Origin of the sequence: Pedobacter cryoconitis (assembly GCF_014200605.1) — a bacterium.
Lineage (GTDB): Bacteria > Bacteroidota > Bacteroidia > Sphingobacteriales > Sphingobacteriaceae > Pedobacter > Pedobacter cryoconitis_B.
The window spans coordinates 324,547-349,920 of record NZ_JACHCE010000001.1; the positions used below are offsets into that span (position 1 = coordinate 324,547).

The 25,374-nt window shown below is 37.9% G+C and carries 17 protein-coding genes; 10 read left to right on the forward strand and 7 right to left on the reverse strand.

Annotation, left to right across the window (positions count from 1 at the left end; all coding sequences use genetic code 11):
• Positions 1 to 39 precede the first annotated feature (39 nt).
• From HDE68_RS01610 to HDE68_RS01630, 5 genes are all read right to left on the reverse strand, one after another.
• Entirely contained in the window at positions 40 to 852 is an 813-nt protein-coding gene (locus HDE68_RS01610) for a tyrosine-protein phosphatase (protein WP_183878248.1), read from the reverse strand.
• A 65-nt stretch (positions 853 to 917) separates the two neighbouring features.
• Complete coding sequence (locus HDE68_RS01615) at positions 918 to 2,534, reverse strand: SusD/RagB family nutrient-binding outer membrane lipoprotein (RefSeq protein WP_183878250.1); 1,617 nt, start codon at positions 2,532 to 2,534, stop codon at positions 918 to 920.
• 19 nt (positions 2,535 to 2,553) lie between these two features.
• Positions 2,554 to 5,871 (reverse strand): SusC/RagA family TonB-linked outer membrane protein, encoded by a 3,318-nt coding sequence (locus HDE68_RS01620; protein WP_183878252.1) that lies wholly within the window; start codon positions 5,869 to 5,871, stop codon positions 2,554 to 2,556.
• 313 nt (positions 5,872 to 6,184) lie between these two features.
• Positions 6,185 to 6,442, reverse strand: coding sequence for a hypothetical protein (locus HDE68_RS01625; RefSeq protein WP_183878254.1), 258 nt, complete (start codon positions 6,440 to 6,442; stop codon positions 6,185 to 6,187).
• 4 nt (positions 6,443 to 6,446) lie between these two features.
• On the reverse strand, positions 6,447 to 7,190 hold the full coding sequence (locus HDE68_RS01630; RefSeq protein ID WP_183878256.1) for a ParA family protein: 744 nt from the start codon (positions 7,188 to 7,190) through the stop codon (positions 6,447 to 6,449).
• Positions 7,191 to 7,532: 342 nt separating this feature from the next.
• Between HDE68_RS01630 and HDE68_RS01635 the strand changes: the two genes are divergently transcribed.
• From HDE68_RS01635 to HDE68_RS01655, 5 genes are all read left to right on the forward strand, one after another.
• Positions 7,533 to 8,186 (forward strand): hypothetical protein, encoded by a 654-nt coding sequence (locus HDE68_RS01635; protein ID WP_183878259.1) that lies wholly within the window; start codon positions 7,533 to 7,535, stop codon positions 8,184 to 8,186.
• Between the two features lie 85 nt (positions 8,187 to 8,271).
• Positions 8,272 to 10,995, forward strand: a complete 2,724-nt coding sequence (locus HDE68_RS01640; protein WP_183878261.1) for a TonB-dependent receptor — start codon at positions 8,272 to 8,274, stop codon at positions 10,993 to 10,995.
• A 16-nt stretch (positions 10,996 to 11,011) separates the two neighbouring features.
• On the forward strand, positions 11,012 to 12,367 hold the full coding sequence (locus HDE68_RS01645; RefSeq protein ID WP_183878263.1) for a DUF4876 domain-containing protein: 1,356 nt from the start codon (positions 11,012 to 11,014) through the stop codon (positions 12,365 to 12,367).
• Between the two features lie 2 nt (positions 12,368 to 12,369).
• Positions 12,370 to 13,911 (forward strand): DUF6850 family outer membrane beta-barrel protein, encoded by a 1,542-nt coding sequence (locus HDE68_RS01650; protein ID WP_183878265.1) that lies wholly within the window; start codon positions 12,370 to 12,372, stop codon positions 13,909 to 13,911.
• Between the two features lie 6 nt (positions 13,912 to 13,917).
• Entirely contained in the window at positions 13,918 to 15,054 is a 1,137-nt protein-coding gene (locus HDE68_RS01655) for a cytochrome-c peroxidase (protein ID WP_183878267.1), read from the forward strand.
• Here HDE68_RS01655 and HDE68_RS01660 read toward each other — a convergent pair.
• The gene (locus tag HDE68_RS01660) at positions 15,047 to 15,949 is read right to left on the reverse strand and encodes a DMT family transporter (RefSeq protein ID WP_183878269.1); all 903 of its coding nucleotides are present in this window, start codon (positions 15,947 to 15,949) and stop codon (positions 15,047 to 15,049) included. The genes HDE68_RS01655 and HDE68_RS01660 overlap by 8 nt on opposite strands.
• A gap of 255 nt (positions 15,950 to 16,204) precedes the next feature.
• On the opposite strand from HDE68_RS01660, the gene HDE68_RS01665 reads away from it, so the two are divergent.
• The 4 genes from HDE68_RS01665 (at position 16,205) to HDE68_RS01680 (ending at position 20,787) form a co-directional block, all read left to right on the forward strand.
• A complete protein-coding gene (locus HDE68_RS01665) occupies positions 16,205 to 17,641 on the forward strand; it encodes an amino acid permease (protein WP_183878271.1) in 1,437 nt (478 codons plus the stop codon).
• Positions 17,642 to 17,775: 134 nt separating this feature from the next.
• Complete coding sequence (locus HDE68_RS01670) at positions 17,776 to 18,378, forward strand: TetR/AcrR family transcriptional regulator (protein ID WP_183878273.1); 603 nt, start codon at positions 17,776 to 17,778, stop codon at positions 18,376 to 18,378.
• 35 nt (positions 18,379 to 18,413) lie between these two features.
• On the forward strand, positions 18,414 to 19,964 hold the full coding sequence (locus HDE68_RS01675) for a DHA2 family efflux MFS transporter permease subunit (protein ID WP_183878275.1): 1,551 nt from the start codon (positions 18,414 to 18,416) through the stop codon (positions 19,962 to 19,964).
• Between the two features lie 76 nt (positions 19,965 to 20,040).
• The gene (locus HDE68_RS01680; RefSeq protein WP_183878277.1) at positions 20,041 to 20,787 is read left to right on the forward strand and encodes an SDR family oxidoreductase; all 747 of its coding nucleotides are present in this window, start codon (positions 20,041 to 20,043) and stop codon (positions 20,785 to 20,787) included.
• A gap of 73 nt (positions 20,788 to 20,860) precedes the next feature.
• Here HDE68_RS01680 and HDE68_RS01685 read toward each other — a convergent pair whose 3' ends face one another.
• Complete coding sequence (locus HDE68_RS01685) at positions 20,861 to 21,760, reverse strand: DUF6268 family outer membrane beta-barrel protein (RefSeq protein ID WP_183878279.1); 900 nt, start codon at positions 21,758 to 21,760, stop codon at positions 20,861 to 20,863.
• Between the two features lie 347 nt (positions 21,761 to 22,107).
• Between HDE68_RS01685 and HDE68_RS01690 the strand changes: the two genes are divergently transcribed.
• Positions 22,108 to 25,368, forward strand: a complete 3,261-nt coding sequence (locus HDE68_RS01690; protein ID WP_183878281.1) for a SusC/RagA family TonB-linked outer membrane protein — start codon at positions 22,108 to 22,110, stop codon at positions 25,366 to 25,368.
• Positions 25,369 to 25,374: the final 6 nt, after the last annotated feature.

Here is a 25,374-nt window from a genome sequence, read left to right on the forward strand (position 1 = left end):
AATAGCTACAGCCAGGTTACCGGCTGTAGCTATGAGAGGTTATTTTGTGTATTTTTCACGTAAGCTCGTGATATCAGAATCACTCAGTCCCATTTCTGTTTCCAGAAAAGAGTCCATACTACCATATTCAGAAAGAACAGCCTGATAAGTAGCCATCAGGTATTCTTTTTTTACACCCGCTAAATCTTTTGCGACCTGTTCTTTAATACCCATTTTTACCATACCTTTTACCATTTTTTCATTCTCTTCTTTACGGAATTCATTACTCAGTAAATAGTCATCCAGAATAGTTTCTTCAGGTACACCTAATGCATAAAGTAATAAGGCAGCGCCAATCCCGGTTCTGTCTTTCCCGGCTGTGCAATGGAAAAGCAGTGCAGAAGAATCAGACTGTTTTAAAAGCGCCTGAAAAAATGGTTTATACTTTGCCTTTAAATGACTGGTCTGTCCATAAAAAGATTCCATCAGCGAATCTGCCGAATTGAGTTTACCCAGTTGGGCCATCCAGTTACCCAGGTTTTCACTTCCGGCCGGCAATTGCAGGTATTCCGCTCCCTGAGGTAAACGATCTTTAGCTTTTGCAACTTCATCATTTCCTCTGAAATCAACGATGAAATTAATATGTCTCTGGTTTAAAAGTACAAGATCAGCATCAGTTAATTTGCTGATTTCTCCTGAGCGATAAATCTTACCCCATTTTACCTGTTTACCTTGTTTGGTTGTATAACCGCCAAGATCCCTGAAATTGGTTGCACCTTTTACGGCAACGGCCCTAGTACTGTCAGTTACAGATGCATTTGCCATCTGGATGCTAAAAGCAAGACCCAAAAATAGAATGATGTTTTTTCTCATTGTTCGTATACTAATTTATAACAGGTATAATGGAGATATCTCCATTATACCTGTATTTTGATAGTTTATTTATTCAACCAGGTATCTTTGGTTATATCATCATTTCCTCCATATTGTGACTGAATTGATGCCTGATAATTTGCACTGTTATAAGTGATCTCATTTTGAGGATACATCCATCTGCGGGAAAGTTTATTGTTTGGAGTTCCAATACCAACACCGCCTTCAGCAAATGCAGGATAGCCTGTTCTCAGCCAGTTGTAAAATGGTTCATAACCTGAGTTACAAAACATCGATACATATTTTTGAGTCAGGATCTGTTTTAAACCATCTGCACTGTTTCCTTTGTAAGCTACGTTTTGATTCGCCAGGAATCTTGGAATGTCAATTACAGTTGTTGCAATTGTAGCACCCAGTCTGTCACTTACAGGGAAAACCTGTCCGTTAGTTAAACCATAAACGCCAAGTGATGCATTTATACCTTTGTCGTACCAGCTTTTTGCATCTCCGCCTAACCAGCCGCGATTGATCGCTTCAGCAATATTGAAACACATTTCCGGATAACCTAATAGGATATAAGGTTCAGCTGTAGAACCATCCTGTGAAGAAAAATAACGTTTGAAGTTGATATAAGAATAAGCTCCTTTATCTGCGGAAGTGCTACCTAAAACGTCTGTTCCTGCAAAAAGTACTGCCTGGTCTGTATTGGTACTTGCACCTGCATAAGCACTAAAATCGCCCACATTTTTACCAGCAGTCTTGTATTGGGCCGGCGCTGGTGTTGCAAATACAAATGTACGCGGATCTTCACTGGAGGTTGTAATATCTAATAGTGTTTTAGAGATGTTGACTCCATAACTATAAGATTTACTGGTGAAAACAGGGTAAGGATTAAAAGAAGCATTATACTTATAAAGCATATTATCATTAATAGCCTCCATTACAGGGTACTTTGCAGCATTGCCGATAATTGCTGCAAATTGCGCTTTTACATTTAAATCGGCATTATCATCAGCACGTTTACTTAAACTGATCAATACTCTCAGTTTATAAGTGTTGATTACTTTTTGCCACTGTATATAAGTTAAACCAAAGACATCACCTTGTGCATCAAAAACTAAATTTTTGTTTGCTGGTGTGATTGCTAGAAGATTAGCCATCACTGTGTTTGCATCTTCCAGCAAAGCTAAGGAGCTTCTGTAAACTTCTTTTTGTGAATCAAATTTGGGCGTTAAAATAGTAGTGTTTACCGCTTCACTCATTGGGATATCCCCAACCCGCTGACTTAACCAGATTGCTGAATATGCTTTAAAGAATTTAGACAATGCGAAATAGGCATTTGTTGTATTTCCTAATTTAGCCGCTTGTTCTTCTAACTTAACTGCATAGCGGAATGTCTCATACTGCTGATCGGAGTTACTCCAGTTATAAAAATTACTGCCCCAGTAATAAGAGTAATTACTCACATAATATTGGTTGGTACGATGCGCCTGTGCAAACGGCTGTTCCTCTGCCTTGATTAAGTTTGAAGTGATCCGGTTTAATAATAATGATGGAGGTACTAATGTTCCATCTCCCGCTGCATTAGGATTGTTTAGTAAATCGCCTTTTTGACAACTGGTTATTGCTGTTGCCAGAAAAGCAAGCAGGCTTAAAGTGTATATTTTATTGATGAATTTCATGAGCTGCTATTTATTAGAATTAAAGACTTAGGGTAAGGTTGAAACCGATTGTACGTGTTGAACTACTTTGTAAACCAACATTGCCTTTACCACCGTTTGCGGATCTGTCAGTAGCATTAAAGCCTGAAGCATAGCTATCCATGTCCATATCTTTTCTTTTAGCAAAGTACAACAGGTTTCTGCCTACCAGAGCTATTGTTGCTGCTTTAAGGAAAGATCTTTTAAGCAATTTTTCAGGTAAACTGTAACTTAAACTTACTTCTCTTAATTTTGCGAACGAACGGTCTACCATGAAGTATTCAGTATTACCATACAGACCATTTGAACCTGTGATATAACTTTGAGTAGTTACAGCTTTTGTGTTAGGGGCGAATGTTAATTCATTTAAATTGGTAATCTGTCCTTTGTCAAATTTTGGTGTACCTGAGGTAATGACTACACCCTGTCCAACATAAGCAGGGACAGCAGTACCTGTGTTTTTTAATGAATTCCATTCTGCAAGTCTTGAATCTCCAAAAGCACCTGACGCAGTTTCTATACCTGTACCACCATTCATAGTCTGAGCATAGGTAAAGTCAAATATCTTACCGCCAATACGTCCATCCCACTGGAAGTTTAATCCCCAGCTTTTATAAGAAAAACGGTTGCTGATACCTATTGAATAGTCAGGATTCAAATTACCTAAGAAGCCATTCTGGTTATCACCACTAGGTGCCTGATAAATTAATCCGGCAGAAGTATGTACGATATTACCATTACCATCTCTAACCAGAGTACGGCCATAATAAGCATCTAGTCTTTCACCAACCTTATAACCATGGCCATTTAGGTTTAAGACCTTTTCATCGCCATATATTGCTTTCAATGTTTCTTTATAAGTACTCCAGTTCGCATTGATATCCCAGTTAAAACCTCCTGGATTTTTAATTACTGCTGCATTTAAAGAGATCTCAAAACCTTGATTTAAGGTTGTAATACCATTAATGTTATGTTGCTTGAAACCAGTTGATGGAGCAATATCCAAAGCATAGATCTGCGGGCCGTTTATAGTCCTGAAATATGTCGCATCGATACCTAACCTGTTTTTAAAGAACTTCAAATCAAAACCACCTTCGTATGATAAACGGTTATATGGTTTTAAAGTCGTATTCGCAATTACATCCGAATAGTTTGCAGCTGGTAAACCATTGTAATAACTATTGATAGAGTAAGAATTCTGATTCGCATAAGTTGGGCCATCATAAGAAGTATACAGCTCCGAACCATAGTTTAGTAAACCTGCATTTAACGTTTTACCTGTTACACCCATGTAAGCTGAACCAATAGTTGCAGAAGTTAAACCACCCTTCACATCAGCTACCGAAGCTCTTAATTTAAGGAAAGAAACGAACTCAGGTAATTTTGCAAAGTCCGTTAATACGGTACTGATCGATGCTGAAGGATAAAAGAATGTATTGTTTCCTTTTGGCAGGGTAGAAAGGTTATCTACACGACCAGTAGTATTGATATTGAAATAATTTTTATAACCAATATCTGCAGAATAATAACCACTATAAACCTGCATTGCAGAACCCCAGGTATAATTTAATGAGGGAGCTAACGTATTTGATAAACTATATAGTTTAGGGATAGCAAGACCCTTTGTCGTTGCCCAGTTTGAGGTATATTTAAACGATCTCATACTTGCACCTGCCAATGCAGAAAAGTTCCAGTCGCTTACTTTTTTATTATAGGATAATAATACATCTGTATTGTTCTCCAGAACATTTCTGTTATCCTCACGGTAATCACCATACCAGCCAAATTTATACCATGCGATATAATCGTTCAGGTTGGTAGATGGCGGAACTTTTTCTGTACGTGCCTGGTTCCAGGTTGTAACTTGTGAACGGGCACTTAATGTCAGATCATCATTAAATTTATAGGTCGCCTTCAGGTAACCATAAACATCTGTTTTCTGGTGAGAACGTAACCATTCTTTAGCCATGAACCATGCGCTGTTTAAACGTCCGTATTCTGCTGAATACTGAGTTAGGTTCGGAACACCTTGCGGGCCTTTGTAGATATCTTCCAGATCTCTGATATCATAATCAGATGAACCATATACTTTAAACATATAAGTATAACTGTTTGGACCGTAGTTTACGTCAGGGATATTTGGCGTGTATTGTACGCTCAGGTTCAGGTTTCCTTCAATTTTCAGTCTTTTATTAACGTTATAACCTAAATTAAGATTAAGGTTATCACCATTAAGTTTGGTATTTGGGAAGATACCTTTCTGATATAAATGTGAATAGGATAAACGCATATCATATTTATCACCAGAAGCAGCTACTGAAATATTATTAGTAGATGTTAATCCAGTCTGAATGAAATTCTCAAAGTTCTTTTTTCCCCGGGCTAACCATGGTGTAGTACCACGTGTTTGAGTAATAGGGTCCCATGAACTATCATATTGCTGAATTTGCTGACCTTCAAAACGGGGTCCCCACTCAGGTAAACGTTGTCCATTATCATAAAGCACATTGCCATAAGCATATTTAAAACCTGTACCGCGGCCGTATTCGTATTGACTTTCAGGCAATGCAATAAAACCAGTATCAAACATATTGGTACTGTTGAAATCAATTGACCAGCCTTTAGCGTCTTTTGTCCCATGTTTTGAGGTGATTACGATTGCACCATTAATTCCTCTTGATCCGTATAATGCAGCGGCATTCGGGCCTTTCAGAATAGTATAGGATTCAATGTCATCAGGACTGATATTCCAGGTGTCAGAGTTGATCGGCACACCATCTACCACATAAAGTAAATCTTTACTTCCACGTAATACAATTTCAGGACGGCCAAGCATTTCAGTACTTGCTCCAATTGAAAGGCCGGCAACTTTACCTGCCAAAGCATTTAATGGGTTTGCAGAACGTACCTTGTTGACATCGTCACCTTTAAGTTCTGTAACCGAATATCCCACTTTACGGACATCCTTTTTAATACCCAGGGCAGTTACAACTACTTCTGCTAAGGCATTGGCATCATTTCTTAAATCAATATTCAAGGTGGTCTGACTTCCAAGTACGATTTGCTGCGAAACAAATCCTATAGAAGATATAACAAGTGTCTGACCTTTTTCTGCTGAAATGGTAAAAGTACCATCTGATTGGGTTGAGGTTCCGGTCCTGGATCCTTTAATAATGATGCTGACGCCTGGCACCGTAGCCTGGTTTTCATCTTTAACGACTCCTTTAAACTGGATCCGTTGGGCAAATGTGTTCATACTGATTGTAACAAATACAATCGCAATACACAATTTCAATACTGTGAGTAAGTTTTTTTTCATGAGCATTTCTTAAATTATTGTCCGCTAAATTATTGTAGCAAGATTATTACAAGGCGCATGAGAGATCATCTTTTGATAAATTTATTGTTAATAATAGTGTCAGACGCGCAATTAAATATCTCTTTCTGTTAAGAAATTAAGAGTGGAATTTAAACTGGCATATGGAATCTGCTGTCAGATTTTCGGGAAGAAAGAAATATGATAAGCAAAAAGCCACTTCTTTAATAAAGAAATGGCTTTTTGCTTATGAAATGATAAGATCTGATATGTTAAGATATCATTATCGCTTCTCAGAATTGTTTTATTGTCGTTTTCAGACCTCGTATTCTTTTTCTACTAAAGACATGATTAATTCTTTGACAGTAACGCCTCTTTGTGCGCCCAGAATTTTTAATGCCTTTAATGAGCTTTTTTTGAGTCTCAAAGGGTAAGTGACAATTTCCTCATCAGGCAAAATGTCTTGTTTTCCGTCCTTGATGCCATTATCTTTTGATGGAGAATTAAACAGGGCAGATACTCCTCCTAAGTTTTTATTGTTATCTTCTATATCACCTAAGTTTTTCTTTGCCATGATTCTATATTTTGGTTATAATTTCGTCTGTCAGATTTGCATAATCTACAGCAGCATTTGATAAAGGTGCATACTCAAAAATGTCTACACCTTTTAACTGAGCTTCTACCAATGCTACATTTATTCTGATTGAAGTATCAAATAACTTATCATTGAAGTATTTTTTGATACTCTCAGTGATTTGTTCAGTGATAATTCTTCTTGGATTTATCTTCGTGATAAATACGCCTCCGATAGTCAGGTTCTCATTGTAATGTTTTCTTACATCAGAAATAATTGATACCAGTCGGTCTATCCCTCTGTAAGCAAAATATTCTGCCTCTAATGGAATCATTACAGTATCGGCTGCTACCAGAGCATTCACAGTCAGCATTCCTAAAGCAGGTGCACAATCAATCAATATATAGTCGTATTTTCCTTCCACACTTTTCAATAACCTTTTAAGAATAGTTTCTCTGCCAAGTCTTGAAACCAGTTCAATTTCTGCGCCTAATAAATCTAATGAAGAAGGGATGATGTCTAAGTATTCAGAAATAGATTCAATAGGAAGTGCAGTGTCGTCTTTGATGCTGTCATAGATAGAAACTTTAACATCTCTTAAACCTAAGCCTTCAGTTAAGTTTGACTGCGGATCGATATCAATCAGCAAGGTCTTTTTCTTTGCACGTGCTAAACCTGCGCCGATATTCAGGGTGGAGGTTGTTTTTCCTGTACCACCTTTATGGTTTATAATAGCTATAATCTTCATTTCAATGTGTATTTATACAAAGACGCAATGATACTAAGATGCATTGATATCTTAGTATCATTGTGCCTGTTTTTTATTTAAGCGTAAGATTTACAGGGGTTTTAATTGTGAATCTGTTTTGTGAAATATGGATTATAAACTGAAAATGGCTTATTCAGCCTTTATTCTTCCTGTTTTTTGAAGGTGTGAAGATGTCTTGATATAAATATATTTAAAGCTTGCAGGCCGAATCCTGAATTTTAAAGCAAATTAAATCAATAGGGTTTGTTCCGAATAATTTTTAAGTTGCAATGAAATCAGTGAATATAACACGTTACCAGTTATCTCAAATTAAATCAAATAATGATGAAAATTACTTGTCCATACGACTGGGTTTGCGGGAAAGAATTTGCAGCAGATCAGCTAAGTACTTCTGATAGGGAGTTCCTTGTCAATGCTACAGCAAAGAAAATGACAATGATGTTTATAGAATGCCCTGAGTGTAATGTGATGTTTTCTTACAATACGGTGAGTGGTGAAAGCACCGCATCTGATTTGACTAATCCTCATCAAAAAGTAAAAGCCTATAAAACCCTAAAAGAGTTCAATTTGATCTTAAAGAAAGATAAAGTTGAAATTCCATTGAAATACCTGGATTATTTGAAAAGCAAAAAAGTTAAACCTGTACAGGAAATCTTTAAAGATCAGGAATCTTTTAAAATCTTTAATACTGATGAGCTGCGTGAAATCGTAAACATAGACGGTAAACAGTTTGTCACTGCCAGACAATTAAAAGGATATGCTTTGTCTTTAAAGGGAGTAATCAAAGACTACGGAAAAGAGAGTGGCTTTTTTACACTGGATAATCTGGCAGACAGTATAACTATCGGGGAAGAAAATAGCAGACTTTTATTTATTGATAGCAGGGATAATAATTCTTTATGGGTTTTTTATTCGGATGGAGGAGACGTTATAGAAAAAGCGAACCTTGTACTGGATGATGTTATAAATGGATAAAAAACGTTTTATAAGTTAAACAGCCTGTGATTTAATCAAAATAATTACTTTCTTTGCAATTTAATTGGAATTAGTCTAAATAAGTTTGAAGAGATTTTTATTTTTATTGTTTATATCCGCGGCGAGTTATGCCCAAACACCATTGGGCAGATTAAATGGAAAAGTAGTAGATACAGATAACAGGCCGGTACAGTATGCATCTGTCTATATTAATGAGAGAGAAATTAGTACATATACTAATGAAACCGGAGAATTCAGTATCCGGCAAAGTCAGGCCGAAACCGCATCACTAACGCTGCGGATTTCTTTTGTCGGCAAGCAAACTATTACCAGAACTATCCAGAAAGCAGATTTCAATGTCCCTCAGCATTTTATATTGCAGGAGCTGAGCCTGACATTAGACAATGTAGTCGTTTCTTCAGAGCGTAAAAGGAGTGATGTTTCTAACTCCGCCATTACTTTTGACCGGCAGGCTATCGAGCAGGTTCAGGCTTATAGTCTGGCAGATATTTTATATAACCTTCCTGGTAAAAAGATGGCAGCACCTGATTTGCAATACCTTCAAAATATCACATTACGATCTGCCTCGTCTTCAGATCCTGTTCAGGCAGCAAATAATTCTCTGGGTGTAGCTATTTATGTAGATGGGTTCAGGCAGGCAAATGATGCAAATATGCAAACGCGTAATGTTGGTATGCGTGGTATGATCAATGGGGCAATTAATAGGCATAGAGACCCTAATATTGGCAATAGTGCATATGATTCGCCTTTTGGAGGACTGGATATACGTAATATCCCATCAGATAATATTGAAAGTATTGAAGTAGTCTCTGGCGTTGCCTCAGCAAAATATGGAGAAATGACTGATGGGGCAATTATCATCGAGCGTAAAGCAGGTCAGACACCCTATGAATTTGCTATGCGGTTAAATGGCAATTCAACTAATTATTCCTTATCAAAAGGTGTTAATCTGGGTAAAAAGGCTGGTGCGCTAAATATTAGTCTGAATTATCTGAATAGTATTCAGGATCCAAGGAACAGTCTCAAAAATTACCGGCGTATTAACACCGGCTTAATGTGGTCAGTAAATATTTTACCAAATCTTCGCAATACGGTTTCATTAGATTACTCTTATAAAAAAGACAATGCGAGAGCAGACGAGGATGATTCAGATCAGGAGTCAGTTATTTCTCTTGACCGTAAGATATCTGTCTCCAACAGAACAAGCCTTCAGATTCAAAGCCCTTATCTGAAAAGGATTACACTGGGGATGAGTTTTGACAAGGGGTATAGTAATAGCTACAGACAATATTTTGTCAATGACGCTGTAAAAGGTATTGGTGACAAAGATACAACGGGAACTTATGAAGGATACTTTATACCAGGGAATTATCTTGGGATAGACCACATTATAGGTGAACCCTATAATTTCAGTTCAAATCTTAGTCTGGATAATAATTTTAATACGGGTCAGATCAGCCATGTAATTTCATTGGGTGCCAGTGTTTATACTGCTGGCAATAGCGGACAGGGGGTAATTGCTGATCCCAAATTTCCCGGCACCAATACCAGCGGGTTTAAAAGTGAACGTCCTTATAATTTTGATTTGCAGAAAAATATAATGAATGCCGGGTTTTATCTGCAGGATAAGGCAGACTATATGCTCTTTGATCGTTTATTTACAGCAAATGCCGGAATAAGATATGATATACAGAATGGATTTGCCAGCATACAGCCACGTATTAATCTTTCTTATCAATTGAATAAAAAATGGTCTGTCAGAGGGGCTTATGGTATTTCTACAAAAGCACCGGGAATGTCACAGCGTTATCCGTCCCCGACTTATTTTGATATCCCCCTGATCAATTCTTATAATGGACGCGTCAATGAAAGCCTGTATTTAGTGCATACAGAGAAAATAGTACCTGATAACAGTACGCTTAAACCATCCCGTTCAAGTCAGCTTGAACTGGGAGTTACTGCCGACTACCATTTTTTCAATACATCGCTCTATGGATTTATGAAAAAAAACAGAGATGGTTTTAATGCAAGAACAAGCTATCTGCAAATTGTACTTCCTGAATATACTTACTCCACTATTCAGGGAGAAAAACCTGTTTACCAGGAATCCGGAAAATTTAAGATGTATTCTGGTTTGACTAATGGATTAATTGATAATACTGCTCAATCTGATAACTATGGGATAGAATGGTTTCTGAGTACAAAAAAAATTACTGCCATACAGACCTCTCTGAATATGAATACTTCTTTTGGTTATACCAGATACAACGATTTAAGTTATGCTATTTATGAAGCAGATGTCAATTTCAGAGAACAGGGAAAAAAAGCATGGTATGGTATTTATCCTGCAAACAAGTCCAGCAATTTAGATATTACAACCAAAATAAGTACAGATACACACATTCCAAAATTGGGATTTGTAGTGAGCGTACTGGTTGATATTTACTGGAAAAACAGAAGAAATATATTAGACCGGAGTTTTGAGCCATTTGCCTATCTGGATAAAGATGGAAATTATCACGCTATTGATCATTTTGATCCGAATAATCCGGATTATGGCTATCTCTCATTAATGGCAAATAAAGCGAGTACTCAACAATCTCCTCCTTTTGTTTATAGCAATGTAAGTCTTCGTATCGCAAAAGAAATGAAGAAAAAGTTCAGGATTGCTGTCTATGCCTATAATTTCTTAAATATTATACCAAAATATTATAACCGCATTTCGAACTCTATTACTACTTACAATAGCCCGGTAAATGTTGGGGGAGAGATATCATTCAGATTTTAATTTAAATACACACAAAATGAAAAAAAACAGTTACTTCTTAATACTCATTTTTTTACTGACTGTAGCGGCCTGTAAAAAAGATAATACCTCAGGCAATTCTGATGTAAAACCGGTTACCATAAATGTTAACTTAAGTTATGAGGCTGAAAACACTGAATTGGGTATGCCTCTGGAAAAGACTCAGGTTAAAATTACCAATTTAACCACTACACAGACTTATACTGCGGCAGCGGGTGCTGACGGTTCGGTGGAATTTAAAGATGTGGCACCTGGAAATTACGATGTGTCAGCTGTACAGACTATTTCTGCTGCAGATTATAATCTTAAAGCGGGAACTAACTTAACTGAGGCTGTTGTTTTTAATGGAATACTTAGCCGTCAGAGCATTGTTCAGAATAGTAAACTCTCTATGGTTTTAAAAACAGGAAGAGTGGGGGATCTGGTTATTAAACAGATTTATTATTCAGGTTCACACGTAACTAACGGGGCAGTTTTCCGCGATCAGTTTGTGGAGATTTACAATAATTCCAATGCGACACTTTATGCAGATAGTTTATATTTCGGCCAGACCGTCAATGTTTCATCTGCACTTAATAAAGTAGATTTTTCAAAAGGATACTATTTGTCAGGAGGTCAGTATGACTGGACCAAATCAATTGGTATGAGCGATAGTAAAGCCAATACAGATTACGTTTATATGTCTTCTCTGTTTATGATTCCGGGCAATGGTAAACAATATCCTGTTTTACCCGGTACAAGTATTATAATTGCAGCAAATGCAATGAACCATAAGATACCTTATATCGGGGCGGATGGAAAAGCAATTCCAATTAAGGACCCCTCCTTAACTGTTGATCTGAGCAAGGCCGATTTTGAAGTTTATCTGGGAAATCAAAGTGATATTAGTCCGCTTGCTTCAGATTTGGATAATCCTTCTGTACCTAATTTAACTGTCATTGACAGAGGTGGTAATCGCGATCTTGTGATCGATGTATTGGGGCGCGATGGTTTGGTTATCTTTAAAAGTGCTGTTGATCCCCGGATCTGGAGAAAGTTTGCCTCACCTGATGTCAATCAGATAATTGCGACTACAAAAACTTATTACCAGGTTCCTGTAAATGTTTTGATTGACGGTGTTGGTTTGAACCATACTACTGTGAATAACAGAGTGCCTAAGTATATGAATGACGTTGTTGATGCAGGAGAGACTTTCACTACCAAAGGATCTTATTCTTCACAATCAGTTGTACGCAAAACAAGTAAAACGGTTAATGGCCGGGTGATTCTGAAAGATACAAATAACTCGTCAAATGATTTTGGTGTACTTAATATGGCAGATGCATCAAAATCGGCATCCTCATTTATCAATTAATAATGAAGCTGCTGATTTCAATTTTTTTAACAACGTTATTTACGGGTGCCTTTGCACAGCAGCAAGGTCCTGCTGATAGTATATATCTATTTACACAAGACGTACGTAAAATCAATGATGCTCAACAAAATGGGGCATCATTGATCAATTCTAATACACAAAATATGAGTGTGGTCTCCCTGAATTACAATATACAACAGGGACATTTTCGTACTTCACAGACAGCTGAGAGCGGGAATGCTGTTTCACTTCAATCAAGTGGGATAAAAAACCTGGGAAGATTTAAGGTCGCAGGATATTTTAATTTTGAAAGAAGCTGGCAGGATAGTCTGGCCTGGACTTTACAAGGAGTCCCGGACCAGGCTACCCCTTATTATTTTGCTGCTGGTAAAGCTGGGCCATATGAACGCCTGAATTATAATTTTGGAGGTTTATTAACTTATGGATTAATAAAGGATAAGCTTTATGTGGCTGCGGGTGCGGATTATTTTTATAACACTGCTTCTCGTTCTGTAGATCCACGTCCTTCTATACAGACCTTCATGTTTACTATTAACCCTCAAATTTTATACAAGACAGGACATCATGTGATAGGTGGGGAATTTATTTTGGGTTATGGTAAAGAAAATAACAATGTTGCTTATAAAAACCGTCAGTACGGTGGTCAAAGTCAGGATTATCCTGATCGTATTAATTATCTGGTTATAGGGTATGGAACTAAAAAAGAAGTTGGGGCCAGTAAGTTAAAGCGGATAAACCACACCACTGGATTTGGCCTGAATTATGCTTTTAAAGATGAGCATGCTTATTTAAATGCGGGCTTAAATTACAAGAAAGAGAATCAGGATAATACTGATGGGATAGATTATTCTGCATCGAGTAAAAAATATGGAACTTTTATTCTGAATAATTATAATGCCAGGCTACTAGGAGGATTGAAGACAGCTCTTTATCAGCATCAGCTGCAGGTTTTTATACAATCTCAAAATGGATATGATCATAATTATAGTGAATACAATGGTTTAAGTAATTATAAATATAATCATCAAAGTTTAGCTGTCTATTATTCTGTATTAAAGAATTCAGTTTCTCTGAGAAAGACAGAATTTGGTCTGAATGTTAGCTATGATAAGGTAGATAAAAAGGATCTTGCCTCAAATATTTCTACTGTATTCAGTTATATCCAGCCTGGGGTGAGCGGAACATTTTATAATTCTTTTAAAGATAAGAGCAGGTTATCACTGACTTTAATGCCTGCATTACGCCTGCCAGCCGGTAATCAGGTAAATGTCCTGGTTATTAATAATGTATTAGCCAATAATATCATATATCCGGATTATACCTACTGGTCATCAACCGCGGGTGTACTTAATCTGAATACAAAATATATGAGCTCACACCTATTTAAAGATATAAACAGCGGTATTAGTTTGAATGCTGTTTATATCAATTCATTAAAGGGCGGAACAAATTATCAGGTTTCTGATTTTACCCCGTCAAAAAACAGATTAGATCTTACTCTGAGTTTTAATCTTTATTTTTAGTTAAACATGAAACGCATATTATTAATTATAAGTCTCTTTTTTCTGATTTTAACCCAGTTATCTTTTGATAGTTTTGATCGTATCGATGGTCTTCCGGCAGATTCACTGAGGAGTTTATACAATCGGCCGCCTGCAATGTGGCCAAAGCCTCTGATCGATTCGGGAGTTAAATGGGAGGAATTGGGAATTCTTCCAAACTCTCCGGTAAAGGAAGGTGATCCTGCTACAAAAAACCTGGTGGCTCTGGGTAAAATACTTTTTTATGATCCAAGGTTATCCGGGTCTAACCAGATTTCATGTATTAGCTGTCATGCTCCTGAGATGAACTGGTCGGATGGCAGAAGGGTTTCATTAGGGCACGATCAGGCTGCAAACTCCCGCAATGCCCCATCCCTTGAAAATATCTGGTATTTTAAAAACCTTTTTTGGGATGGCAGGGCAGGTTCTCTGGAAGAACAGCTGGTGGGCCCAATCAGTTCGGACATTGAAATGCATCAGGACCTGAAATTATTACCAGCTAAACTAAAAGCAATCAAAGGTTATGCTGCCTTATTTTCTTCTGCTTATGGAGATGGGAAAATTACACAAGAACGTATAGCCAAAGCTATTGCGGGTTATGAACTTACTTTCACCAGCCGTAAAAGCGATTTTGACTATTTTCTGGAAGGCAATACAAAAAGACTGACCGATCAGCAGGTTCAGGGTTTACATCTGTTCCGGACCAAGGCACGCTGTATGAATTGTCATAGTGGCCCGTTATTTACAGATGATGATTTTCATAACCTTGGTTTAACCTATTATAAACGTGCAAAATATGAAGATCTTGGGCGTTATAATGTGACCAGAAAACCAGAAGATGTAGGGAAGTTCAGAACACCGGGCTTACGTAATGTGCTGCGTACCCGTCCGTGGTTCCACAATGGTTTATTTGATAACATTGAAGGGGTCATGAATATGTACAATAATGGAATGCCACAGCCGCAGCCCAAGCCTGATGAGTTAAATGATCCGCTTTTTCCAAAAACTGATGTACATATTAAAAGATTAAATCTGAGTAAAGCAGAAAGAGATGCTATTATTGCTTTTCTGGCCGCTATTACGACAGAACCCTGGAGAATAACAACACCCGAATTGCCTAAATAGATTTTTGGAACCAGAGCTTCCTGTATATATAATCTGAAAGAATTATCATTAAAACAGCAATCAGAATCAGAAAAATTCCAATAACAAGATTTGACGTGATAGCTTCTTTAAATACAAAAATACCTACAGCTACAGCAACTACAGGCTCCAGAGCCCCAAGTATTGCAGTAGCTGTAGATCCTACATATTGTACTGCGAATATCATGGCAACACATGATATCGCTGTAGCTGGCAATGCCAGTAATGCCAGATCGACAATAGCCCCGGTATCCGGTAGCGGCTGTAATCCTATAGTCATTTGAGCTTTAACCAGAAAAAAAATAGCGCTGAAACCCATTACATAGAACGTCAGCTTATAGCCTGACATCAATTGTATTCTTGATTTGTTAACCGATACAATATAGATTGCATAGCAGAGTGCTGAAAATAAAACAGCAGATAAACCTAACAGATTAAGCGTTATTCCATGATCGCCTTTATATAAAAGTGATACCCCAAAAAAGGCAAGGAGAATAGCAGCTATTGTAATGAGACTTATCTTTTCTTTAAAAAGAACAGCCATTAAAATGGCGACAAATACCGGGTATATAAATAAAATGGTAGAAGCAGTTCCTACGCCCAGATAGTCATAGCTGAAAAATAAACATTGTGCAGATAAACCATATAATATACCAAGCAGGGCCATTGGGATCAATTCCCTTCTGGCAATCCTGAATGATTCTTTTCTAAACAGCATGAACATGGCAATCAGGAAAGAGGCGGAGGTAAAACGATAGCATAAAAGTGAATCATGAGCAATTCCTTTATGCATTAAAGGTAAGGCAAAGAGCGGTATGAGGCCAAAAGTTGCGGATGAAATACACCCCCAAAAATAGCCTTTGACTTTAATATTCATTGAAATGTCAGTTTAGAATTTATGGGTGCCGGAAACAGCAGTGAAAGATATTATATTTTTTCTGACTATTCTTTGCCAATAAACAACAAATTATGATTTTTAGCAGCACAATATAAGTTTAGGGTATTATTTTAAATTATTTGTTCATTTAATAGCTGAAATGGATATAAGTTTACATTTTTGTTGAAATTAAGAATCTGGATAGGGATCATCCCTGTTTAGCGCTCATTGTACTATCAGATAAATACCATAAAATTGAAACAACTAAACGAAAAACCTGACGATAACAAGCTTAAAAGAGGCTTGCAAAACAGGCATATCCAATTGATTGCTCTGGGCGGTGCTATAGGTACCGGCTTATTTCTGGGTATAGGACCTGCAGCAGTATTGGCTGGCCCATCTGTAATTCTGGGTTATGCATTAGCCGGTATAATTGCATTTTTTATTATGCGCCAACTTGGTGAAATGGTTGTAGAGGAACCTGTATCAGGAAGCTTTAGCCATTTTGCTTATAAATACTGGGGCTCATTTGCAGGTTTTGCTTCTGGCTGGAATTACTGGGTGCTTTATATCCTGGTCAGCATGTCCGAATTGACAGCAATTGGTATATATGTACATTTCTGGTGGCCATCAATCCCGCTCTGGTCATCAAGTCTTTTCTTTTTTCTAACCATTAACGCACTGAACCTGACCTCTGTTAAAGTCTATGGTGAAGTAGAGTTCTGGTTTTCTATTGTTAAAGTGGCAGCTATTATTGCCATGATATTTTTTGGCGTTTACTTATTGGTCAGCGGAACAGGCGGTGAGCAGGCCAGCGTACAAAATCTTTGGAATGACGGAGGGTTTTTCGCAAAAGGATTGCTTAATTCTGATGGGAAAGGTGGTTTTCAAGGTTTATTTGCTGCTATAGCGCTCATTATGTTCTCTTTTGGAGGGCTTGAACTGATCGGAATCACTGCTGCAGAGGCCGAAAATCCTGAAAAAACTATTCCTAAAGCAACCAACCAGGTAATTTACAGGATACTGATTTTTTATGTAGGGGCACTGGTCATTCTTTTTTCATTGTCACCATGGAAGAACATCACTACAGACAGTAGTCCTTTTGTCATGGTATTTGAAAGTTTGAAAGGCTTCCGGTTTAGTCTTTTTGGTAAGACTATTTATTTTACCAGTGTGATTGCAAATGTGCTTAACATGATTGTTTTAACAGCTGCATTATCTGTCTATAACAGTTGTGTCTACAGCAATAGCCGGATGCTCTTCGGATTAGCAGAACAGGGCAATGCGCCAGCTTTTTTATCCAAACTGAATAAAAACCATGTACCACTGAAAGCAATTTTAGTCTCTGGTCTTTTTGTAGCGATTAGTATTGTGATCAATAAACTAATGCCCGAGAAAGCATTGGGTATCCTGATGTCACTTGTTGTATCCTCACTAATGATCAACTGGCTGATGATTAGTATCACACATTTAAAATTCAGAAAAAGTAAGCGTGCTGAAAGGGTAAAAACCAAGTTCCCTTCCTTTATCTATCCGCTATCCAATTATATATGTCTGGTCTTTCTGATCGGTATTTTGGCTATCATGTGGATTACAGGTATGGAACTGCCGGTAGAGCTGATCCCTGGTTGGCTTTTGCTGTTATATTTATGCTACCTGGTTGTAAAGAGAAATAAACAAAAGCATTTATAAATTATATTAAAAAAGGGGGCTGGATTTTAATTCAGCCCCCTTTTTTAGTATAAGAGCTATTCGCAATTGACATACATAAGTAATAAAAATTCTAATGCTACTATTTATTATACCATTCGGTATATATTTGTCCTATGAATAAGTCATACTCAAAAGCTGAGCGTACCCGGAACTTTATTATTGAAAGTACCGCAGAGGTATTTAATAAAAAAGGATATGCTGGCACATCCTTAACAGACCTGACTAAAGCAACAGGGCTGACCAAAGGAAGTATTTATGGCAATTTTGAAAATAAAGAAGAAGTTGCGCTGGCAGTTTTTGATTATAACTGTTCGAGGGTTGCTGGTTTAACAGCAAAAAAAATCAGAGAAGCGACTACCTGTTATGATAAACTGATGTGTTATGCCGGCGTTTACAGAACAGTGACTAAAGAAACAATGAGCCGGGGCGGTTGTCCGATTTTAAATACTGCAACAGAGGCTGACGATACAAATTGTCTTTTAAGAGATAAAGCAGCTGGAGCAGTGAGACATTGGGAAGGAACCCTGGTCAGTATCATCAATCAGGGAGTGCTTAATGGCGAATTCAAAAAAGATATCAATTCCCGTCAGGTTTCTTTATCAATCGTTGCTTTGATAGAAGGTGGTATCATGATATCGAAGGTCACCGGAGATCTCACCAGTATGGATAGTATCCTGAAAACCGTAGAACTTTTCATTGAACAACTTAAAAGCTAATTTTTTTTAACCTAGAATATACCGATTAGTATAATATGAGCCCTTTAAAACGTCAGATACTTCTGATCACTGTAATCGCAGCAGCAATAATGGAATTGATAGATACCTCAATTGTCAATGTAGCACTCAATTATATGAGTGGAAATTTGGGGGCAACCTTAGAAGATATCTCCTGGGTGATTACCTCTTATGCGATTGCGAACGTCATTATTATTCCCATGACCAGTTTTCTTGTCAATAATCTTGGACGGAGAAATTACTATATCGGCTCGATCATTCTTTTCACTGTTTGTTCCTTTTTATGCGGTAATGCTACAGGGATCTGGGAACTCGTCGCCTTCAGGTTTATGCAGGGATTAGGTGGAGGCGCACTGCTTTCAGTTTCTGCTGTAGTGGTCTATGAATTATTTCCAAAAGAAAAGCAGGCAACTGCCAGTGCTTTATTTGGTATCGGTATTTTTATTGGCCCAACAATAGGCCCTACATTAGGTGGTTTTATTACCGAAAACTACTCCTGGCCCTGGATCTTTTACATCAACATCCCTATCGGAATTGCTGCAGCGATTTCCTGTTTTTTTCTCTTATACGAATCTCCTGTCAGACAGAAAATCAAACATATTGACTGGGTAGGAATATTTCTGCTGATTGCCGGAATAGGCTCCCTGCAAACTGTCCTGGAAAGAGGGGAGACGGATGATTGGTTTTCAGCCGGATATATTATAGTTCTGACTGTGATAGCTACAGTTTCTTTAGTCGGATTTATTATCTGGGAACTGAGTATTGAGAATCCAATTGTCAATCTTAAGATCTTAAAATACAAGTCATTGTCAATTGCAGCTGTGCTGACTTTTATTACTGGTATGGGGATGTATACCTCCATTTACCTGACCCCGGTTGTTGCCCAGCGGTTACTGGGATTTACCCCGACCCAATCTGGTTTGCTGCTTTTGCCCGGATCAATAGTCGCTGTACTTGCATTGATTATTACCGGTAAATTATTGCAAAAAGGAGTCTCACCAGCTTTAATCGTTTTATTAGGCTTTTTGTGCTTCATCTACTTTAACTGGTCCATGTCCAGAATTAACCTGGAAACCCCGGCAATTGATCTCACAATGAATCTGACATTCAGAGCTATTGGAATGGCCTTGTTAACTGTTCCGCTGGGTACCCTGGCAGTATCCTCGCTGCAGGCAAAAGATATGCCGCAGGGTACCTCTTTGAATAACATGATGCGGCAGCTGGGTGGCTCATTTGGGATTTCTATTATTAACACATACGTAGCCAGAAGAGTAGCCTCACACCGGATAGATCTGATCACGAATATTAAAGCTGAAAATCCGGTTGCCGTAGAAAGGATTAATACCTATACCAAAGTTTTTCAGCAGAAAGGCTTTGGCCTGCTCGATGCCAAACAAAAGGCAATGCAGCTGATAGAACTGGTCGTAGTCAAACAATCCTTCTTTTCCAGTTATCTGGATGCTTTTTTACTGATAGGGACGTTTTTTGCGATTGTATTACCCTTACTGATTTTTGTTGCAAAACGCGATAAAGCAAAGCCGATCATCATTCCATCATCCGACCACTAAATTTAAATCCAATACCACAATAAAATTACAATTAAGACTAAGCAAAAAATAAAATTTATTATAAATCATAAAGAAAATGAAACTAACAAATAACACTATTCTGATCTCTGGCGGAACTGCCGGTATAGGATTTGAAATCGCTAAATTATTAACTGAAAAAGGTAACCATGTGATTATTACCGGCCGTGACCAGAAGCGCCTTGATGAAGCTGTTGCTAAACTGGATAACGTTACAGGTATACTGTTCGATACGACGAAAGAAGCAGACACAGATCTTTTGGTAAGCAGGATCAGTGCTGACTTTCCTGAATTAAATATAGTGATCAATAATGCAGGTCTTGCCTATACCTATGATGTGACTGCCGGGGGCAGGACATGGGAAAAAGCAGGAAATGAAATGGAAACGAATTATATTTCACTGATCCGTCTGACAGAAAAGCTACTTCCTCAATTGCTTAAACAAAAAGCTGCGGCGCTGGTTAATGTAAGTTCTATTGTGGCTATCGCTCCAGGTCTTAGTGTGTTGACTTACAGTGCAAGTAAAGCTGCAGTACATGCCTATAGCCAGGGATTACGTATTGCTTTAAAAGACACCAGTGTGAAAGTATTTGAATTAATGCCTCCACTGGTCAATACTGAATTCTCTAAAGAAATTGGTGGAGCAGAAAGAGGAATCCCACCTTTACAGGTAGCCAATGAATTCGTTGATGCTTTAGCGCAGGATACTTATGAAATTCATGTAGGTGTAACTGCACAAATCTTTGAATTAGCACGTACATCGCCCACAGCTGCCTTAAATGCGTTAAACAATCTGGAAGGATAATAAAACTGTGTAATGTAAAAGCGAAAGCCATTTCTATGAGATAGAAATGGCTTTCGCTTTTAGGAAAAGATCTTTATTTTTTTGATGGCTGCAATTTGAACCTGATTCCTGCATTAATAAACAGACTGCTTCCTAATTTATTTACCGGAGTATTTGCAAATACATTTTTTATCCCGGCTTCTTTAAAAGAGAAATTCCTTAGGAGCATATAACCACCTCCCAGCATGAAATCGAAGTACTTACTTTTCCATTTACCTTCTAATCCAAGAGGAAGCTCTACATAATTCAAATAACGTTTTTTTGGATCAACTTCGTTCTCTGTATCATAGCTGAGACTGCGGAAACGGAAAGCTAATTTTAGTTCCATTTTCTTTGTGACATCATAAGCAGTGCTTATCTCAGTTGGAATATCAATGTTGAATTTGAATTTACCTTCTGTTTGTACATGCAGCATAAAGCCAGGCAGAATTATAGGGGCATTCAACGCATTTATTATAAATCCTCCAAAACCATATGAAAAACCAGGGTGTGGGGTTTTAATAAAAAGGACACCACCATTGATGTACAGATCATGAGAATCTATGTGCTTTAAATCTGAATTTATACCGACAGAAAATATATTGACCATACCCCAGTTGTTTCGCATAGAGTGGTAATAACTGACACCCAGCTGAGAACTCAGTAATTTTTCGGGCATCAGATCTTTTTCTCCCGATTTATCGCTCATCTGCGTATAACTGCCACTGATCATTCCTGTCCATTGATTTACCTTTTTGGTGACTGTATCGAATTTATTGGAGATTAGAAAACTATATCCCAGGTCAATTCTTTTTTGAACTTTTTCTGTATTTTCTACATTTCCATCTTTCTGTTTGTACTTACTATCCGGAATGTAGATAGTGTTGATGTCAAGATTGTTTACAGGTGTGAATTGGGCAAAAGCACCTTTCCCTGTTAAAACTAAAAGAATCAAGATTGTTTTTTTTATCAGACTGGTTTTATTCAGCATAAATTTTGTGATTGAAATTAATAAATGAGGTGTGCTGAACTTTCTATGAGTTCGGGTTTAGGACAACATGATTTGGTTCTACCCTTACGTATAAAACGATTTTTTTCAAATACCCGGAAATAACCTGTATTAAACAGATCAAAATGATGTTGCTTCTTAGTACAAGCTGTGGACAATGTCTACAATTAAAAACAGTCCTGATTCTATAAATGGCTTGAAATTAGGATTTTAATCTCTTTTTAATCTCTGGAGTGAAAATTGCTATTGTGCATCTTTAATAACTTGCTCATTACTTAAAGATTTTGTATCAGATGAAAAGAAACCCTTTACCGTATTTTGTATTTTTACTCGCACTGGTGTTCATTACCAGTTTTGCTCATGGCGCTGTCCATGAAAAAAACCTGTCCCGATTCAGCGCAGTTCTGTTCCAAACAGATACGATCCCTAAAGATTCTATAAAAAAAGATTCCATTAAAAAGGATTCAGTAAAAGCTATCTCAGACCCTGTTATTCCGGCAATTCAAGCTATACAGGATACTGCTGTTAAAAAAGTAGTCCAGGATACTGCCATTAAAAAAACAATGCAGGACACCGTAGGTGGAAAAACAGTCCGGGATTCTATTAGTGGTAAAGTTTCAGATGCAGGCGGACCATTGATTGGGGTAGTTGTGACTGTCAAAGGTAGCAAAGATAAAACCCTGACCGATGCTAAAGGAAACTATAGGATTGCCGCATCGGCCGATGCCATTTTGTTATTTGCCTATATGGGTTATAAAACGAAACAAGAGCCTGTAAATAAGCGTACTACCGTAAGTGTAGTTATGCAGACAGAATCAAAAGCACTTTCTGAAGTGCAGGTTGTTGCTACCGGATACGGGACTGTGAACCGGGCTAAACTAACCAGTTCAGTTTCAAGTATCCAGGCCGATCAGCTTAAAAATGATGTGTTGCCTACTATAACCCAGGCTATTCAGGGTAAGGCAGGAGGGGTACAGGTTACCCAGAAATCTGGTTCTCCGGGTGGTGGATTAAATATCCGTATCAGGGGTACAACTTCCATTAATGCTGGTTCTGATCCTTTGTATGTTGTGGATGGTATCCCGGTAAACAGCACAACAAATTTTACAGGCGGGAGTGACTTTAACTTTGGTGGTGGTACACAGGGAATCAATATCCTTGCTTCCATTAACCCCTCTGATGTACAGTCTGTTGAGATTCTGAAAGATGCAGCCTCTTCTTCGATTTATGGAGCAAGGGCCGCCAATGGTGTCGTATTGATTACGACCAAAAAAGGCCAGCCAGGTTTGAGTACTTTCAGCTTTAATGCTTATGAAGGATTCTCTCAGGTTCCAAATGAGAGAAAATATAAAATGATGAATACCACGGAATACCAGGATTACATGAAGGATTATTATAAATATCTTTTAGATGCCAATGGTAATCCAACACCTGTTCCGGCAGGAGTTCTGGCAAATCCAGGTACAAATACAGATTGGCAGGATCAGATTTTCAGAACTGCACCAACAAGAAATTATGAGTTGTCAGCACGCGGCGGATCAGAGAAAACACAATATTATACTTCCATAGGTTATATGCGTCAGGGGGGTGTGATTTTAAATTCTAATTTCAGCCGTTTAAGTGCAAGGCTGAATCTGGATCATCAGCATAGCGATAAACTGAAATTCTCTACCCGTGTGAATTTAACAAGGGCACTGAATGACCGTATCCAGGAAGAGAACTCTAAAGAAGGGTCTACTAAAAACGGTATTTTTGCACCACCTAACCTTCCTGTTTACAATCCTGATGGAAGTTATGCTTATGATCAGGTCAATACCAATCGTGAAAATCCTGTAGCCATGCTGTTGCTGCCGGTAAACAATTCAGAAACATTCAGGGTACTGGCCAGTGCTTCTGCGGAGTATAAATTTCTTCCTGAGCTGACTTTAAAAACTAGTTTTGGTGCAGATTTGAGTTTTATTGATGAAACTTTCTTTATGCCACCCAATGGTATCCGCTCATTTGCTGCGCAAGGTGGAATCGGGGCACAAAGAAATACAAGAGATCAGTTATGGGTCAATGAAACCACATTAAGCTATCAGAAATCTTTTGGAGAGCATCATATAGACGCACTTGCAGGTGCTTCAGTACAACAATCACGAATCCAGTTTGTGGATGCAAGACGTTCTAATTTCCCTTCTAATGATATTGAATATATTTCTGCCGGTGGTACAGTTACCGGTGCAAATGCTTTTCCTGAAGAATGGAGTATTGCTTCGGCATTTTCAAGAGTAAACTATGACTATAAAGGAAAATATCTTTTAACGGCAAATTTCAGAGTGGATGGCTCTTCACGTTTCGGTGTAAACAGTCGTTATGGTACTTTTCCTTCATTTGGAGCTGCATGGCGTGTATCTGATGAAGACTTTTTGAAGACTAATAAAGTCATCAGCAATCTGAAAATCAGAACCAGCTGGGGGATCACAGGAAATCAGAACATCCCTAATTATGCCAGTTACTCTTTATACAGCGGCAGTAACAATTATCTTGGAAACCCTGGTTATCTACCAAACGTACTGGGAGATAAAAACCTGAAATGGGAAACTACCCAGCAATTGAATTTCGGATTGGATCTTGGATTGCTGAATAACCGGATCTCCTTACTGGCCGATTATTATATTAAAAACACTTCTGATCTGCTTGTGGGTATTTCTATCCCATCGAGTTCAGGTTTTCAAACCCGTTTTACTAATGTAGGTAAGATTCAGAATAAAGGATTTGAATTTGAGCTGTCTACCCAGAATCTGGTAGGTGCATTGAAGTGGAATACCTCTTTTAACATGTCCTTTAACAGGAACAAAGTTGTATCCTTACCAGGTGGTGAACTTTATGGCGGTGCCGGAAGTCTGAATATTGCCAGAGAAGGTTTACCATTAGGTTCATTCTACGGATGGAAAATGGCTGGTGTAAATTCTCAGACCGGAATGATTGATTATTACAAACAGGATGGTACACTTGGTGCGCCAAACGATCCGAAAGACCGTGGGATCATTGGTAATCCAAACCCTGATTTTTATGGCGGTATTACGAATACTTTCCAGTATAAAAACTTTGACCTGAGTATTATGGGGCAGTTTTCTTATGGAAATGATATCTTCAATTATAACCTGGCTTCCGGACTGGATGGAAGTAATAAAACAAGCAATGGTTTTGTGGACTGGAACAGACGCTGGAGAAATCCGGGGGATATTACTGATATACCGCGTCCAACACCTGGAAACTTTGACAATACCGCAATCTCTGATCGTTTTGTAGAAGATGGTTCTTTCTTTAGATTGAGGAATATCACGTTTGGTTATACCTTAAGTGATAAAGTAGCCGAAAAATTAAAGATCAAAAGCTTACGTGTTTATACCACAGTACAGAATGCTTTCGTATTTACAAAATACAAAGGATACGATCCTGAAGTAAGTTCTAACCAGGGTGGTGCTAATCAGGGATTGATTTATGGCTACGACTATGGCAGTTACCCACAGCCAAGAATTATTACTGCAGGTATCAATTTAACTTTCTAAGAACAA

Excerpts from the sequence above, each read along its gene's own strand:
- HDE68_RS01625 (WP_183878254.1), bottom strand. The coding sequence starts at position 6,442 with ATGGCAAAGAAAAACTTAGGTGATATAGAAGATAACAATAAAAACTTA.
- HDE68_RS01660 (WP_183878269.1), bottom strand. The coding sequence starts at position 15,949 with ATGAATATTAAAGTCAAAGGCTATTTTTGGGGGTGTATTTCATCCGCA.
- HDE68_RS01680 (WP_183878277.1), top strand. The coding sequence starts at position 20,041 with ATGAAACTAACAAATAACACTATTCTGATCTCTGGCGGAACTGCCGGT.
- HDE68_RS01655 (WP_183878267.1), top strand. The coding sequence starts at position 13,918 with ATGAAACGCATATTATTAATTATAAGTCTCTTTTTTCTGATTTTAACC.
- HDE68_RS01645 (WP_183878263.1), top strand. The coding sequence starts at position 11,012 with ATGAAAAAAAACAGTTACTTCTTAATACTCATTTTTTTACTGACTGTA.
- HDE68_RS01615 (WP_183878250.1), bottom strand. The coding sequence starts at position 2,534 with ATGAAATTCATCAATAAAATATACACTTTAAGCCTGCTTGCTTTTCTG.
- HDE68_RS01670 (WP_183878273.1), top strand. The coding sequence starts at position 17,776 with ATGAATAAGTCATACTCAAAAGCTGAGCGTACCCGGAACTTTATTATT.
- HDE68_RS01650 (WP_183878265.1), top strand. The coding sequence starts at position 12,370 with ATGAAGCTGCTGATTTCAATTTTTTTAACAACGTTATTTACGGGTGCC.
- HDE68_RS01630 (WP_183878256.1), bottom strand. The coding sequence starts at position 7,190 with ATGAAGATTATAGCTATTATAAACCATAAAGGTGGTACAGGAAAAACA.
- HDE68_RS01690 (WP_183878281.1), top strand. The coding sequence starts at position 22,108 with ATGAAAAGAAACCCTTTACCGTATTTTGTATTTTTACTCGCACTGGTG.
- HDE68_RS01610 (WP_183878248.1), bottom strand. The coding sequence starts at position 852 with ATGAGAAAAAACATCATTCTATTTTTGGGTCTTGCTTTTAGCATCCAG.
- HDE68_RS01620 (WP_183878252.1), bottom strand. The coding sequence starts at position 5,871 with ATGAAAAAAAACTTACTCACAGTATTGAAATTGTGTATTGCGATTGTA.
- HDE68_RS01675 (WP_183878275.1), top strand. The coding sequence starts at position 18,414 with ATGAGCCCTTTAAAACGTCAGATACTTCTGATCACTGTAATCGCAGCA.
- HDE68_RS01635 (WP_183878259.1), top strand. The coding sequence starts at position 7,533 with ATGATGAAAATTACTTGTCCATACGACTGGGTTTGCGGGAAAGAATTT.